This is a genomic window from Leeia sp. (assembly GCF_041909055.1).
GTDB classification, from domain to species: Bacteria; Pseudomonadota; Gammaproteobacteria; order Burkholderiales; family Leeiaceae; genus Leeia; species Leeia aquatica.
In genome coordinates, this window is the sequence record NZ_JAYREC010000003.1 from 197,016 (window position 1) to 211,956 (window position 14,941).

The following is a 14,941-nucleotide window of genomic DNA, read 5'->3' on the forward strand; positions in this document are numbered from 1 at the left end:
GAAACCTATGGAGGTGCCTGCATTGTACCACGCTCACTCCACCCCCCTGCGCCATTGGTCTACCCTGCTGGTGCTGCTTTGCCTGAGCCCAGCAGCCCCCGCCGTGACCCTCAACATGATGTTTGGCCACGCCGATGGCGAGCCCATCGTCGAATTTGAAAGCAAGGCCCCGAATGCCCCGCTGAGCGGTGGCGTGACCTATGACCTGGGCAGGGCACTGGCCTTGCAGCTGAAAGTCCAGCTGCAGTTTGTAGAATTTTCCCGACGGCGTGTCGAAATGGCCTTGCTGAACGGCGATGCTCACATTGCCTGCAATACCAATCCGGCCTGGATGGACAAACCCGAGCGCTATCACTGGAGCAAGCCGGTTTACGCCCACGCCGAAACCCTGGTTTCGCGACAGCAGGTGGGCAAGCCGATCCGCGAGCCGCAGGACCTGAAAGGCGGATCACTCGGCACCATTCTGGGCTACCGCTACCCGGACCTTGAACCCTTTTTCCAGCAAGGCAGCATCCTGCGACGGGACGAGCCTTCACTAGATGGCAATTTCCGCAAACTGGGCAGCGGCCAGCTGACCGCCTTGATCAGCACCCGCGATGAAATCGCCGCCTGGCTACGCCGCCGTCCGACGGAGCAGGGCAAGTTTGTGGTCAGCGACAAGGACCTGACCACCTACCCCACCCACTGCCTGCTCTCGCCCAAAGCACCCATTACCCTGGAGCAACTGGATGCCGCACTGGATGCCTTGCGCAAGAGTGGTCAGTTGCAACAGATCATGAGCCGCTACCAGCTCTCCCCGGTGCCGTAAGCGTCACCCTTACTGTGCATCCGGTGCCAGGGAGACACTACCCCTTACCGGCATGGTGCCCATGCGCTTTTTCAGGCTGATGTAGGGATCCCCCAGCACCGCCGCGTAGAACACGGCGTTGCTCATCACCTTCTTCACATAGTCGCGGGTTTCATCAAACGGAATGGACTCGGTATAAATGGCCCCTTCCAGCGGCTTGCCACCCAGCCAGGCACGTGCACGCCCCGGGCCGGCATTGTAGGCCGCTGTCGCCAGCACCGGGTGGCCCAAGCTATCCAGCACATACTTCAAATAACTGGTACCCAGCAGCACATTGGTGTCGATATCATGCACCGCACTTTGCTGATAACCGGCCAGGCCAATGCGGCGGGCAATCCAGCTGGCGGTACCCGGCATCAGCTGCATCAGCCCGGCGGCCCCCACTGCGGAGCGCGCCACGCTGGCAAAGCGACTTTCCTGCCGGATCAGGCCAAACACCCAGGCCTCATTCACCCCCAGCCGCTCGGTATGCAGCTTCATCACATCCCGGTAGGGACTCAGGAAACGCAATGAGAAGTTGTGCAGCTGCTTGGTGCGATCAGCCGTGTTGATGGCGCGGTCATACCACTGGTTGCGGCGGGCATACTCGGCAGCAGCCAGCAGCAGTTTGTCGTCCAGTTCCCGCTGGGTCAGCAGCCACTCGCGGTTGGCTTCAAACTTCCAGTCCATCTGGTACAGCAGCATGCCACGCGCAAAGCCCGGCATTTGTGAGGCTTGCTTCACCTCGGCCTCGGTGGGCTTGTAGCTTTCACGCAGATTGAGAGTGTTCTGGCCCAGCTCCTCCGATGCCAGCAGGCCATAGTAGGTGTACTCCCCGGCCAGGCCCTGGTACAGCTCGCGCGCCTCGTCCAGATTGCCCTGGGCCGCCAGCGCCCGTGCCTTCCAGTAGCGCCAGGTGTTTTCACTGGCCATTTTCTCCGGCATGGCGGCGATGGCTTCCTTCACCATCGCCCAGTCCTTGCCGCGCAATGCCGCCCGTACCTTCCACCCCAGCTGGGTTTCCGACAGCACGGTGTCTCCTGCCAGGCGGTACCACTCCACTGCTTCCGGCATCAGCTTGAATGACGCCCAGTGGGCCACCAGACCCCAGGCATATTTGCGGTCAGTAGCCTCCATGCCGCCCTGCCAGCGTTGCAGCAGCGCAGCAGCCTGTGCCGGGTCCAGCATGGCTTGCCGGTGCAAGGCGAACAAGGCCACTTCCCGTGCTGCACGGGGCTTGGGGAATTCGCTCAGGCGCGCCAGATAGCTGGTCGGGCTGTTATAGATACTCTCCAGCTGGCGCAGGTCCAGCTGCTCACCGGCAGGTAACCAGTCATTGGTAGCGCGGGCGGCATCCAGCCGGTCACTCTTGGTGATTCGTCCTTCGCGCAAGGCCAGCCGCATGCGGTCCCACACTGCGGTGCTATCCAGGCCGGACTGCCGACGCCAGCTGTCCAGCAAGGTCAGGCAGCCTTTGGCCTGCTCGGCCCCGCTATACCATAGCGCCTTCAGTTCAGCCGGAGGCAAGGCGGTACCCCCGGCTTGCCGTGCCAGCAGCCGGTAGCAGTTCAATTCCTGGGTTTCATTGCCCAGCTTGGCATCAAACTGGTTGAAGACGCTCCACTGCTGGCGACGCCCCAGCGACAGCAGCCACTCCAGCCGCAAACGCTCACTCATCCAGCTATCCGCATACTGCTTCAGGTAAGCGTCCACCCGCGACGGGGCAGCGTTGTCCAGATCCAGCGCCAATTGCCAATAGCGCGGGTAAGGAGCGCCCAGGGTGCCATCCAGCCGGTTGGCCAGCTGCTCCAGACGTGCCGCATCCTTGGCACGGAAAGCATCACGGGCCGCATTCAGGTCTTCAGGGATACCGGCATGGGCCGTTGCCAGCATCAGCAGGCCGGTCAGGCTCAGACAAATCGGGGTAAAATGACGCAGTCGGTTCATGTACTCTATGTCACATAGCTTCCGGCTCACGCCGGGATCGTGGAAACGGGCCACCTATTCAGGTGGCCTTACAGGATAACACAATGCCATATTACAGCCTGAACCCGGCCACGGAAGCCCTGCAGGCCGAGTTCGCCAGCTTGCCCTCTGCGGACTTGCACGATGCCATTGCTGCCACCACGCAAGCCCAGAAACGCTGGGCAGATTGGCCACTGCCAGCACGCTGTGAAGCGCTGAGACAGGTCGCCCGCCTGTTGCGTTCCCGGGAAAGTGCATTAGCCTGTCTGATCAGCCAGGAGATGGGCAAGTTAAGCCGCGAAGCGGTGGCAGAACTGGGCAAATGTGCCGACCTGGCCGACTTTTACGCCGACCATGCGCCCGCCATGCTGGCGGACCAGCCGGTCGCCCTGCCTAGTGGCCGCGGCTATGTCAGCCACCAGCCGCTGGGCACCGTGCTCGGGGTCATGCCGTGGAATTATCCCTTCTGGCAGGTTTTTCGCTTTGCGATTCCTGCGCTGCTGGCGGGCAATGCCTGCTTGCTCAAGCACGCAGCCAATGTGCCGCAGTGTGCACTGGCGATTCAGCAGCTGTTTGACGATGCCGGTCTGCCCGCGCAAACCTTCCAGACCCTGCTGCTGGAAAATGACGATGTCGACCGGGCCATTGCCCAGCCTACCGTGCGGGCCATTTCCTTTACCGGCTCGGAAACCATAGGCAGACTGGTCGCGGCGACTGCAGGTCGCTATCTGAAAAAGTGCGTGCTGGAGCTGGGCGGCTCCGACCCTTGGGTGGTGCTGCATGATGCCGATCTGGAAGCCTCTGCCGATCAAGCCGTGGCAGCCCGTTTCATCAACGCTGGGCAAGCCTGCACCGCCGCCAAGCGCATCATCGTGGTGCCCGAGATTGCCGACCGCTTTGTTGCGCTACTGGCCGAGCGCATTGCACGGCTGACCCCGGGTGACCCGCAAGACCCGGCTACCCGCCTGGCCCCGCTGGCCCGCAAGGACCTGCTCGACAAACTGCAGAGGCAGGTGGATGCCAGTGTGGCGACCGGCGCAGAAGTGATTCTGGGCGGGAAACGCCAGCCCGGTGCCGGTTACTACTTCCAGGCCACCTTGCTGGATCAGGTGCCCGACAATGCGCCCGCCTATTTTGAGGAACTGTTTGGTCCGGTGGCGGCGGTGATTCGCGCCCAGGATGAAGTGGACGCACTACGGCTGGCCAATGACACCCGCTATGGTCTGGGGGGCGTGGTGTGGAGCCGGGATCTGGAACGCGCCGAAGCCTTTGCCCGCCGTATCGAATCCGGCATGGCCTACGTCAACAGCCAGCTGCGCTCCAATAATCTGCTACCGTTTGGCGGCATCAAAGCCTCGGGCTATGGCCGTGAGCTGTCCGAGCTGGGCATCCGCGAGTTCACCAACGCCAAGTCCATCTGGATCCGGGACTAGGCTTGCAATGACAGCAGCCATAGCGATAGCTTACCCCTATTAAATAGATAACAACAATCAATTTAACAGCATCAATAGCTCAAATCATAATGAGGCATCTTCACTCAACGCAGGAGCCTCAGCATGAAAACCGTCGGACAATCCCTCGAAGCCTTCCACATCACCGGCGTCAAGCCTGGCTTCAACCATCATGAAGAAAATGGCGTTTCCGCCTTTGAAAGCCTGACCGAGCAGTCCTTCAGCGGCAAGTGGAAGATCATCTACTTCTACCCCAAGGATTTCACCTTTGTCTGCCCGACAGAAATCGTCGAGTTCAACAAGCTGGTCAACGACTTTGCCGATCGCGATGCGGTGCTGCTGGGTGGCTCGACCGACAATGAATTCGTCAAACTGGCCTGGCGCCGCGAGCACAAAGACCTGGACCGCCTGAACCACTGGCAGTTTGCCGATGTCACCGGTTCGCTGGTGGATATGCTGGGCGTACGCGATGCCCAGGCGGGGGTCGCCTTGCGCGCCACCTTTATCGTCGACCCGGACAATGTGATCCAGCACGTCTCGGTGAACAACCTGAATGTGGGCCGCAACCCGCAGGAAATCCTGCGCTTGCTGGATGGCCTGCAGACCGATGAGCTGTGCCCGTGCAACCGCGCGGTCGGCGGCCAGACCCTGTAATCCCCCACATCATGCCCCGGGGCGGCCACTGCCGCCCCGGGCTGGAGACTGCATCATGGAATTCCTGAACCCCATCAAAGCACTGATCCCGGACTATGCCAAGGATGTCCGCCTGAATCTGGACGGCGTCCTGGCCCGCTCCAGCCTGAGCCCGGCAGACGCCGTTGGGGCAGCCCTGGCGGCTGCCTTTGCCAGCAAATCCGCCCCGTTGATTGCGGCCTTCCGCGACAGCGGCATCCTGAGCTCGGAGGAAACCGAGGCCGCCCACACCGCCGCCGCCCTAATGGGCATGACCAATGTCTGGTACAGCTATCTGGACATGGCGGATAACGACGAGCTGAAAACCCTGCCCGCCCAGTTGCGCATGAACGCCTACCAGAACCATGGTGGCGTCGACAAGCGGCGCTTCGAGCTGTACGCACTGGCCAGCAGCATTGTCGGCAAATGCCGCTTCTGCATCTCTGCCCACTACGCAGTACTGCAGCAAGAGGGCATGAGCAGCTCGGAACTGCGCGATATCGGCCGCATTGCCGCCGTCATCAACGCCACCGCACAGGTGCTGGCCGCTGAGGCGTGAGCACAAGCTCACGTCAGTCGCTGGTATCCTCCTGGCATCTCCCCCTACACTTCCGTCCGGATACCACGGTAACGGACGGAAGTGCTGCCATGAGGCATTTGCTGGTTGTCGTACTGCTGCTCAGCGCGCTACAGGCGCACGCCGCTTTGCCCATTCACACACGGATTGAACTGGCCCTGCGCTGCAAGGCCGAGCCGCTGGACGCGCACAACCCGACGACGCGAAAATGGTTGCAGCAGCAGGGTGTCCGCATCATTGACCATGACCCGGAAGGCCCTCCGGATCAGGTCTTCCGCTTCAAGTCCCCCATTACCATCGCTGGCGTCCGCATCAAAACCTTGTTCTATCAGGCGGACAGCGGCGGCATTTTCATGGCGGAATTTGAGGGCGACATGGCCCGGCTGGCCCACCAATGGCAGCTCAAACCGCATACCGGGAACGCAAAGCAGCGTCGGGAAGATGGCGGTGGCCTGCTGGATGTCCGCTTCATCGACAAGGCCGCTGGCGCAGATGTCATGCAGCAGGTGATCGGACCATGGATTGCCAACCCCAAACGTCAAGGCTGGGGCTGCCATTTTTACGATGGCTGAGCGTCGTCCCCTCGCACCCACAGCTTGCTGAAGTCCACCCAGCCATTGTTGCCGGGCGTAGCCCCCGCCAGCCATGGCGCCGGGTGAAGGCAATTGGCTTCGTGCGATAACGGTAGCAACCAGCCCTCCTGGACCAGATGGCTGGCTTCCTGTTGAAAACCCGCCAGTTGCTCGGCCTGCCCCGGCATCGCCTGGATCCTGGCCAGGGCTCGCCACAGTGCTTGCTGCCGCAGAGGTGGCAAATGCTCAATGATATTACCGCCCAGCCATTCATACAGGCTGAATACGGTATCTTCGGACAGGATTTCACCCTGCAGCGTCAGGTCGGCGCGCGGGAAGGCGCTACCTCCCTGCAACAAGGCCGCATCGCGCGGCAAGACCGTCAGCGTGATGCCTGCCAGGTTCAGCCGCTGACGGATGCGTGGCAACAACACGGCGGCCTGGGGCACCCCGAAATGCTGCAGGGTTACAGCCTGTGCAGCGTGTCTGAACGTCTGCCCGGATGGCAGACATTCTGCGGGCGGCCAACTCGCCAACAAATGGTGGGCCGGGCGCCGCCAGACCTCGTCGTCTGCCACCAGCGGGGGATGCGCCAGCCACGCCGCCAACTGCTGTCGCCGCTGGTCGTCAGACTCCCCCAGGATCAAGTAATGGCAGCCTTCCGGCCAATGCAGCCCCGCCTTGTGAACTGGCTGGCCCTCTTCCCGCTGCCACACCAGATCAAAGGGTGCCGGGTAATCCGGCAAATCCAGAATCCACAGCTCGATCTGCTCCAGCAGCGGTGCACCGCGATGGTGATGGGGCATGGCTTGCAACAGCAAGCGCCCCGGATGCCGCTGCAGCAAGCGCCATGGCCCACTGCCCACCGGCTGCTCGCCAAACTGACGGCGGCGGCGTGGCACGATGGACGCCGGACCATTGGTCAGGCAGTGCGGCCATAGCCAGTCTGGCCGCTCCAGCTCGCAACTGAAGCTGAGCGCATCGTGGCAAACCACCCGCCGCAGATGCCTGTATTGCCACTGCGCCGGGCCCGGCTCATCCCGCAAGCGCAGCAGGGTTTCCATCACGGCTGCACTATCCAGCACGCTGCCATCATGAAATTGCAGGCGGGGGCGTAACCAGAAACGCCAGCACTGCCCCTGCTGCTGCGCCTCCCAGTGGTGTGCCAGCGAGCCCACCAGCCCGCGTTGTGGGTCCGCCTCCAGTAAACGGTCAAACAGCTGCCGCACCAGATTGGCTTCCAGCCAGAACGCCACCGTCAGCGGGTCCAGTGATTTGAGCGCGCGAGGCAAGGGAATACGCAGCCGGGAACCGGCGTCGTGCTGCGCCAGCAAGCGCGGCAGGCTATCCAGCCATTGCTGCCGCTCTGCCGCAGGCAGGCGCTGCAATACCTGCGACAGTGCGCCTTGCTGCAACAACTGTTGCAGCTCCTGCTCCAGTTGCTGCAGCGCCTTGCCATGCAGCTGCAAGGTAGAGCGCACCCCACGTCCACGGCCCGCTTGCCAGGTCAACCAGCCCTCGCCCTGCATGCGTCCCAGCAGTTGCCGGGCGTGCCGCTCGCTGACGCACAGTTGCGCAGCCAGCTCCGGCAAGCCGGGCTGAACCGGTTGCTCACCGTAGGTCTGATACAGTTTCTGGAAGTAGCGTGCCAGCGACATGATGTAAAAAGCGGAACAGAACCCTTGTTTTAGCCCTTATTTTCATTCCGCTTATTGTTGCACACTTGCCCGGTCATTACACGCCTCAAGACGCCACCATGACCGCCACCCGTCTGCTTCTGCTATGCCAAGCCTTGCTGGTGCTCAGCCGCGCGCTGACCCAGCCGCTGTTTGTTCTGTTGCTGCACCGCCTGCATCTCTCCACCGAATGGATCGGTCTCATTCTCTCCCTGTGCGGAATCAGCGCCACCTTGATTGGCTTGTATGGGGGGCATCTGGCAGACCGCATGGGGCCGGCCCGGCTGCTGCGCAGTATGGTACTGCTGATTGCGCTGACCTTGCCGGCCCTGACACTCTCACCGCATCCCGCCATGTCCGCCCTCCTCATCTTGAGCGTGGACAGTGCCATGAGTGTCATCCTGGTGTCGTTCAAGGCCATGCTGGCACGCTGGATTACAACCGAGGAGCGCCCCAAGGTCTACGCTACCGGCTACCTGCTCTCCAACATCATGTTCTCGCTTGGACCGCTTTTGGGGCTGCAGCTGGCCGGCCTGCAGTTTGCCATTCCCTTCTGGCTGGGAGGCATCAGTGTGGGTCTGACCCTGCCTGTGCTGCGGCAGCTCCGCAGGTTTCCTGTCCAGCAGGATGCCGATGTCCGCAGTACGGCCCGTTTTGTTGACACCCTCAGCCGCTTGCGCCAGGACCACGTGCTGGTGTGCTACACCTTGGTCAGTTTCTGCCACTCGATGATCTATGGCCGGTTCAGCGCCTGGCTGATGCTGTGGCTGCTGAACCATTACAGCCCCATGCTCAGCCAGCGCTACCTCACCAGCATGATCCTGACCAATACGCTCGGCGTAGTCTTGCTGCAGTACCCGGTCAGCCGCTGGCTGTTGCGGGGTCATCTGGCACGATGGTTACTGTGGGCCAGCCTGTGCCTGCTGCCCGCTTTGTGGATATTGCAGGTCTCCACCAGCCTGCCGATGATGTGCGCGGCCATCCTGCTGTTTACCCTGGCCGAGCTGGTACTGGTGCCTGCCGAATACCAGCTGATCGACCAGATTGCCCCGGCTGATGCGCGTGGGGCCTATTATGGTGCCAGCCAGCTGTCGATGCTGGGTGCGGCGCTCAGCCCGGTACTGTGCGGCGCCTTGCTGAAGTGGGGCGGAAACACGGCCCTGTTTCTATCACTGCAAGGCATCGCCGTGGCTGGCGTCATGCTGCTGCTACTGGGCTTGCGCCTGCAACAGCAACGTACGCAACCGGTCCCGATGACGGCTGCGCCGGGCTGACATGACGAGCGGTGCTTGCCCAAACCAGGCGTGCCGCATACCATGCCCACTGCCCCCCGGCTAAGTCAAACTGGTATTGGAGTAAGGTATGCATGGCTTGCTGCGGGCACCCGCGCTGGCGTCGCTTGCCCTCATGGCAAGCACCGTCGCCCACGCGCTCACCCCCGCCATCATTTACGATCAGGGCGGTAAATTCGACAAAGGCTTTAACGAATCAGCTTTTGTGGGTGCGGAGAAATTCCGCGCCGAGAGCAAAATCAGTTTTCTGGAGGCCATGGCCACCCATGAAAACAACGCAGAAAACCAGATTCGCAACATGATCCAGAAGGGCGCAGACCACATCATCCTGATTGGTTTCACCTTCTCGGATGCCGTGGCCAAAACCAGCAAGGAATTCCCCAAGGTTCGCTTCACGCTGGTAGACAGCGTGGTGGAAGGCCCCAATGTGCAGTCCATTGTGTTCAAGGAGCATGAGGGGTCTTTTCTGGTCGGCATGGCAGCGGCCTATGGCAGCAAAACCAGCAAGCTGGGCTTCATCACCGCCATGGACATTCCGATGCTGCAGGCGTTTGGTTGCGGTTATGCCCAAGGGGCCAAACAGGTGCGCAGCAATATTGAAGTGTTCACCAGCACCATCGGCACCACTGGCGAGGCATTCAGCAACCCGCCCAAAGCAGCGCTGCTGGCCAAGAAGCAGATCGAGAAAGGTGCCGATGTGGTGTATGCCGCAGCAGGCGCCAGCGGCCTAGGCACCCTGCGGGTGGCCCGCGACACCAATACCTTCGCCATTGGCGTAGACAGTAACCAGAACTGGATGCTGCCCGGACGGGTGCTGACCTCCATGGTCAAGCGCATCGACACTGCGGTCTACCAGGCCTTGACCAGCTCCAGCAAAGGTAGCTGGAAGCCGGGCATTCTGAAACTGGGCCTGAAAGAAGGTGGGGTGGACTGGTCGCTGGACACGTATAACACCAGCCTGATTAGCCCCGCCACCAAGGCGGCCGTGGAACAGGCCCGGAAGAACATCATCGAGGGCAAAACCCGGGTGGTGGATTTCCGCGAGGGCAACAGTTGCCCCGTCGCGCTCACACCGATGTAACACACACCGGGCGGCCCCTTGCGGCTGCCCGGTGCTAACGCTTGATGCCGCTACCCACCGGCAAGGCCGCAAACCAGTTAATGAAGCGCATCACATCCCCGCCCTGATACACCGCGCCATGTTGCGGGCACATCATGTCCGGGTTCAGCTTGGCGGCCCGCTCACACCAGTCCAGCTTGGCCTCGGTGGACCCCATCCAGCGCCGGTGGAAGCCTTCCGCATGGCGGATGTGCTGGTCAAACTGAGTCACAAACAGACCACTCTCATCTTCGGGCAACAAGGCCGCGCCGACATCACCGGAGAACAGGATACGGGCGGCCGGATCATACAGCTGCATATTGCCGGACGAGTGCAGGTAGTGGGCCGGAACCGCTTGCAACTCCAGCTGGCCGTGGCGGAAGGTCATTCCCTCATCCGGGATGGAAATCAGCGTCTGATCGTCACCACCAAAATGTGGAATGAACGTGGCCCACAGGCGGCTGATATAGCAACGCAGCTGCGGGTTGAAATCCAGCCACAGCCCCAGCGAAGAAATGATGTCCGGGTCCTGATGTGAGGCAAACAGGCTGCGGATCGACAGCGGGTCCGCCACCGCACTGATGGCGGAAAACACCGCCGGGAATATTTCGCTGCCACCGGGGTCGGTCAGCAGATTGTCGTTACCACTGGAAATCAGGTACTCGTTGGTATCAATCACATAGCCGTGTTTGTCCGGGTCGCGTGCAATCAAGGTCCAACGGTGGTCACCCTGCTGGAAGATGACGGTTGCCTGTTTCATGCCTGCCTCCCCAAACCATCATGCAAAGCGGCCAGGGCCGGAACAATGGCCTGGATGTTCTGATCAAAATCTTGTGACACTTCACTAAGCTGGTTGCTGTAAGCAGCACCGTAGGCGGCCTCAATCTTGGCCGAGCGGGAAATGGCAATACCGAACTGGCAGATCTTCTGCGCGTCATCCAGCTTGACCCGCAACTCGCGTCGATACTGGCGGATATCGGAGCGGATGCGGGAAAAAGCCTGCTTCTGCTGACCTAGCCGCTGCTTTAAAGCTCCGCACTGTTCACCAGACAACGCATTGGCCGTCTGCATCAACTTGGCCCGTCGCTCCTGTCGCAGCAGGTCGGTGATCAGTGCCACCGAGCGGTAGGCATCCTGCTTCAGCAGCTGCATGAGACGGGTCAACTCCACCGACAACACCCGCAGCTCTTTGGAGATGACACTGAAGCCCAGCGCGGCACGCCCTGCCCGGTTGGCCAGCAGGATGGCATTCAAGGCCATGATGTTGATCTGGAAGGCGATGACCACCACCTCTTTGATGCCCTCATTGAGATGCACCATATCGACCAGTTCGGTTGCAGCAGCAGATTGCTCGGACATCGGCTTACCCCGGCAGGTAACAGCTTCAGTCTAGCAAAAGAGAAAAAAAATGCTGTGTGCCGCGTCGCCCGGCTTGATCCGGATCAAATCACCGCAGGCAGGCGTGCCAGCAAGGCGTGCGCCGTGGCCAGATTGGTGGCCAGTGCCACGTTGTGGACATCACACACCCGCAGCAAGGCGGTGATGTCCGGCTCATGGGGCTGGGCCTGCAAAGGATCGCGCAGGAACAGCACCATGCCCACCCGCCCCTCAGCCACCCAGGCGCCAATCTGCTGGTCACCTCCGAGCGGGCCGGACAGCAGGCCCTCCACCATCAGACCGGTGCCTTCGCGGATACGCTGGCTGGTGGTACCGGTCCCGATCAGCCGATGCGGACGCAGCAGCGCTGCGTGCGCCCGCGCCAAGGTCACCATATCGTCCTTCTTGCGATCATGCGCAATCAGGGCAATGGTCAGCGGTTTCATGCCGGTTTGCGCGCCTTGCGTTTCGGGGCGGCAGGGGTATCAAAACCATGGCCCACACGCACGATCTTCATGGTATTGGTGCCACCCGGCTTGCCCAGGGGCTCGCCATTGGTGATGACGATGGCGTCGCCCACTTCCACCAATCCGGCTTCCAGCAGCTTGCGTTCGGCATCGGCCAGCAGCGCGTCGCGATCCACATAGTTGGCCTCCATCAGCAATGTACGCACATCACGGTACAGTGCCAGACGTCGGCGGGTACTTTCCTGCGGCGTCAGCGCAATGATCGGCACTCCGGCGTTCAGGCGGCTCATCCACAGGGCGGTCGAGCCCGATTCGGTCAGCGCGGCAATGGCCTTGACCTTGAGATGGTGCGCGGTAAACAGCGCCGCCATGGCAATCGACTGGTCGATGCGGGTAAAGGTGCGGTTGAGGAAATCGGTATCCAGCGTGATATGGGCCGACTTTTCCGCTTCCACGCAGATGCGGGCCATCGCTGTAACCGTCTCGATCGGGAACTGGCCGGACGCCGTCTCGGCGGACAGCATCACCGCATCGGTGCCATCCAGCACGGCATTGGCCACATCCGACACTTCGGCACGGGTCGGTACCGGGCTGGAGATCATCGACTCCATCATTTGCGTCGCCGTGATCGACAGCTTGTTATGCTCGCGGGCCATGCGGATCAGCTTCTTCTGTACCGCAGGCACCGCCGCATCGCCGATTTCCACCGCGAGGTCACCGCGCGCCACCATTACGCCATCACAGGCTTGCAGCAGGTCCTCCAGATCACGTACCGCTTCGGTACGCTCCACTTTGGCGATCATCTGCGCATGGCCACCGGCAGCACGCATCAGCTCACGCGCCATATACATGTCAGCCCCGTTCTTGGGGAAGGAGACGGCGATGAAGTCGGCCTCAAACGCCACCGCGGTCTTGATGTCTTCCATGTCCTTGGCGGTCAGCGCTGGCGCGGTGAGGCCGCCCCCCAGCTTGTTGATGCCCTTCTTGTTGCTGAGCACCCCGCCGTGCACCACGGTGCAATGCACTTCGCTGTTGCGCACATCTTCCACTCGCAGCTCGATGCGGCCATCGTCCAGCAGCAGGGTATCGCCCTCGGTCACATCGTTGACCAGCTCCTTGTAGTCCAGCCCGACCCGGTTCAAATCACCGCTGGTTGCATGCGCATCGAGGATGAAGCGCTCGCCGTTGTTCAGGTGAACCTTGCCTTCCACAAAGGTGCCGATACGGATCTTCGGCCCCTGCAGGTCCGCCATCACGCCGACATCACAACCCAGTCGGGCGGCGATTTCACGTACCAGCCGTACCCGCTGGGTATGCTCTTCGGCCGTGCCGTGCGAGAAATTGATGCGGACGACGTTCACGCCAGCCTTGAGCATGCCCTCCAGGGCCTCCGGACTGGTGCTGGACGGGCCAAGGGTGGCAACAATCTTGGTTTTACGGAACATGGCTGATTACGCGCCCTTAGCGCGCCTCCTGGCTTCGGGCTGGACGGATGGTCGGCAGGCCCGTGGAACGAAAACCGGACGCAGGTAAGCGCCGGTCAAATAAAAAGAAGGGCACAAGACAGACAGCGTTTCCCCCCAGAAACACTGGCCACCCCGTGCCCCCCACTCGTGAACCGGTCATGTGACGCTGTTCGCGTCGCTCAGCCCGCTGCCTTCATCAAGGCAACGGTGGTATCCAGCATGCGGTTGGAAAAACCCCACTCGTTGTCGTACCAGCTCGACACCTTGACCAGACGACCTTCGGATACCTTGGTCAGCGTGGCATCAAAGATACTGGAGTGCGGGTTGTGGTTGAAATCCACCGACACCAGCGGCGCGGTGTTGTACGCCAGAATGCCCTTCAGCTCGCCTTCCGCGGCGGCCTTCAGCACGGCATTGACTTCATCCGCCGTGGTATCCCGGGCAGCGACAAAGGTCAGGTCCACCAGCGACACATTAATAGTAGGCACGCGTACGGCAAAGCCATCCAGCTTGCCATTCAGCTCCGGCAACACCAGACCGACGGCAGCGGCGGCGCCAGTCTTGGTCGGGATCATCGACGATACTGCCGAACGGGCGCGGCGCAGGTCTTCGTGGTATACGTCGGTCAGCACCTGATCATTGGTGAAGGCATGTACCGTGGTCATCAGGCCGTTCACCAGACCGATCTTCTCGTGCAGCGGTTTGACCAGCGGTGCCAGGCAGTTGGTGGTGCAGGAGGCATTGGAAATCACCGTGTCGCTGGCTTTCAGCACGCCATGGTTGACGCCGTAAACGACCGTCGCATCCACATCTTTGCCACCCGGCGCGGAGATGATCACCTTTTTGGCCCCCGCTTGCAGGTGCAGGCCGGCCTTTTCCTTGCTGGTGAACAGGCCGGTACATTCCAGTACCACGTCCACATTCAGCGCCTTCCACGGCAGCTCGGCCGGGTTACGTACGGCGGTGGTCAGGATACGGTCGCCATTGACCACCAGATATTCACCATCCACCGACACCTGCCCCGGGAACATGCCATGGGTGGTGTCGTACTGGGTGAGGTGAGCATTGGTGTTGGCATTGCCCAGATCGTTGATGGCCACGATTTCAATATCGTGTTTCTTGCCGCCTTCGTACAGGGCCCGCAGTACATTGCGGCCAATGCGGCCATAGCCGTTGATGGCAACCCGGATGCTCATGCTCACCTCCACAGTACTTCAATACAGATGTAGTTTTGTTTCCAACACTGCAGCGCAAACGATTCGTGCATCGCAACATGCTGATTGTCAGGAATTTCCGACAATATTTGCATGCAAACAAGCCACCAGCGCGCATGGAACGGTTGAGACTACTCTAGTCCAAATGTAGTTCAATTACAAGTAACAAAACTAATAATTTTGCGTCAGTTTGATGTAGTCGCGTGCACATCCAGAGGCACTCCATCGCAGCATCCATGCATGCCCATGCCGGCAGCGGCCTGCTCTGTTAAGATAGCGCGACTTGC

The 14,941-nt window shown here is 61.1% G+C and carries 14 protein-coding genes; 7 read left to right on the plus strand and 7 right to left on the minus strand.

Annotated elements, in window-relative coordinates; all coding sequences use genetic code 11:
* The first annotated feature begins 13 nt into the window (after positions 1–13).
* Positions 14–808 (plus strand): substrate-binding periplasmic protein, encoded by a 795-nt coding sequence (locus ACE3O2_RS09780; protein WP_374337013.1) that lies wholly within the window; start codon positions 14–16, stop codon positions 806–808.
* 9 nt (positions 809–817) lie between these two features.
* Here the strand turns inward: ACE3O2_RS09780 and ACE3O2_RS09785 are convergent, their stop codons facing one another.
* On the minus strand, positions 818–2,773 hold the full coding sequence (locus ACE3O2_RS09785; RefSeq protein WP_374337015.1) for a transglycosylase SLT domain-containing protein: 1,956 nt from the start codon (positions 2,771–2,773) through the stop codon (positions 818–820).
* Between the two features lie 83 nt (positions 2,774–2,856).
* Here ACE3O2_RS09785 and ACE3O2_RS09790 point away from each other — a divergent pair, with 83 nt between their 5' ends.
* The 4 genes from ACE3O2_RS09790 (at position 2,857) to ACE3O2_RS09805 (ending at position 6,063) form a co-directional block, all read left to right on the plus strand.
* Positions 2,857–4,224: an NAD-dependent succinate-semialdehyde dehydrogenase gene (locus tag ACE3O2_RS09790; protein WP_374337018.1), complete on the plus strand. Its 1,368-nt coding sequence runs from the start codon at positions 2,857–2,859 to the stop codon at positions 4,222–4,224.
* A 123-nt stretch (positions 4,225–4,347) separates the two neighbouring features.
* Positions 4,348–4,896, plus strand: coding sequence for a peroxiredoxin (locus ACE3O2_RS09795; RefSeq protein WP_374337020.1), 549 nt, complete (start codon positions 4,348–4,350; stop codon positions 4,894–4,896).
* A 55-nt stretch (positions 4,897–4,951) separates the two neighbouring features.
* Positions 4,952–5,473 carry a carboxymuconolactone decarboxylase family protein gene (locus ACE3O2_RS09800; RefSeq protein ID WP_374337022.1) on the plus strand — a complete coding sequence of 174 codons (522 nt, stop codon included), beginning with the start codon at positions 4,952–4,954 and terminating at the stop codon, positions 5,471–5,473.
* An 89-nt stretch (positions 5,474–5,562) separates the two neighbouring features.
* Positions 5,563–6,063 (plus strand): hypothetical protein, encoded by a 501-nt coding sequence (locus ACE3O2_RS09805; protein ID WP_374337024.1) that lies wholly within the window; start codon positions 5,563–5,565, stop codon positions 6,061–6,063.
* On the opposite strand, the gene ACE3O2_RS09810 is transcribed toward ACE3O2_RS09805, so the two are convergent.
* Positions 6,051–7,721, minus strand: a complete 1,671-nt coding sequence (locus ACE3O2_RS09810) for an SgrR family transcriptional regulator (RefSeq protein WP_374337026.1) — start codon at positions 7,719–7,721, stop codon at positions 6,051–6,053. The two genes, ACE3O2_RS09805 and ACE3O2_RS09810, sit on opposite strands and share 13 nt — an antisense overlap.
* 98 nt (positions 7,722–7,819) lie before the next feature.
* Here ACE3O2_RS09810 and ACE3O2_RS09815 point away from each other — a divergent pair, with 98 nt between their 5' ends.
* Both ACE3O2_RS09815 and ACE3O2_RS09820 read left to right on the plus strand, forming a co-directional pair.
* The gene (locus ACE3O2_RS09815) at positions 7,820–9,013 is read left to right on the plus strand and encodes an MFS transporter (protein WP_374337028.1); all 1,194 of its coding nucleotides are present in this window, start codon (positions 7,820–7,822) and stop codon (positions 9,011–9,013) included.
* An 88-nt stretch (positions 9,014–9,101) separates the two neighbouring features.
* A complete protein-coding gene (locus ACE3O2_RS09820) occupies positions 9,102–10,112 on the plus strand; it encodes a BMP family protein (RefSeq protein ID WP_374337030.1) in 1,011 nt (336 codons plus the stop codon).
* A gap of 34 nt (positions 10,113–10,146) precedes the next feature.
* Here ACE3O2_RS09820 and ACE3O2_RS09825 read toward each other — a convergent pair whose 3' ends face one another.
* From ACE3O2_RS09825 to gap, 5 genes are all read right to left on the minus strand, one after another.
* The gene (locus ACE3O2_RS09825; RefSeq protein ID WP_374337032.1) at positions 10,147–10,890 is read right to left on the minus strand and encodes an MBL fold metallo-hydrolase; all 744 of its coding nucleotides are present in this window, start codon (positions 10,888–10,890) and stop codon (positions 10,147–10,149) included.
* Positions 10,887–11,489 (minus strand): methyl-accepting chemotaxis protein, encoded by a 603-nt coding sequence (locus tag ACE3O2_RS09830; protein ID WP_374337034.1) that lies wholly within the window; start codon positions 11,487–11,489, stop codon positions 10,887–10,889. The genes ACE3O2_RS09825 and ACE3O2_RS09830 overlap by 4 nt, the downstream gene beginning before the upstream one ends.
* An 83-nt stretch (positions 11,490–11,572) precedes the next feature.
* Positions 11,573–11,953: a methylglyoxal synthase gene (locus ACE3O2_RS09835; protein ID WP_374337036.1), complete on the minus strand. Its 381-nt coding sequence runs from the start codon at positions 11,951–11,953 to the stop codon at positions 11,573–11,575.
* Entirely contained in the window at positions 11,950–13,419 is a 1,470-nt protein-coding gene (gene pyk / locus ACE3O2_RS09840; protein ID WP_374337038.1) for a pyruvate kinase, read from the minus strand. The genes ACE3O2_RS09835 and pyk overlap by 4 nt, the downstream gene beginning before the upstream one ends.
* A 200-nt stretch (positions 13,420–13,619) precedes the next feature.
* Positions 13,620–14,636: a type I glyceraldehyde-3-phosphate dehydrogenase gene (gene gap / locus ACE3O2_RS09845; protein ID WP_374337040.1), complete on the minus strand. Its 1,017-nt coding sequence runs from the start codon at positions 14,634–14,636 to the stop codon at positions 13,620–13,622.
* Between the last annotated feature and the right edge of the window lie 305 nt (positions 14,637–14,941).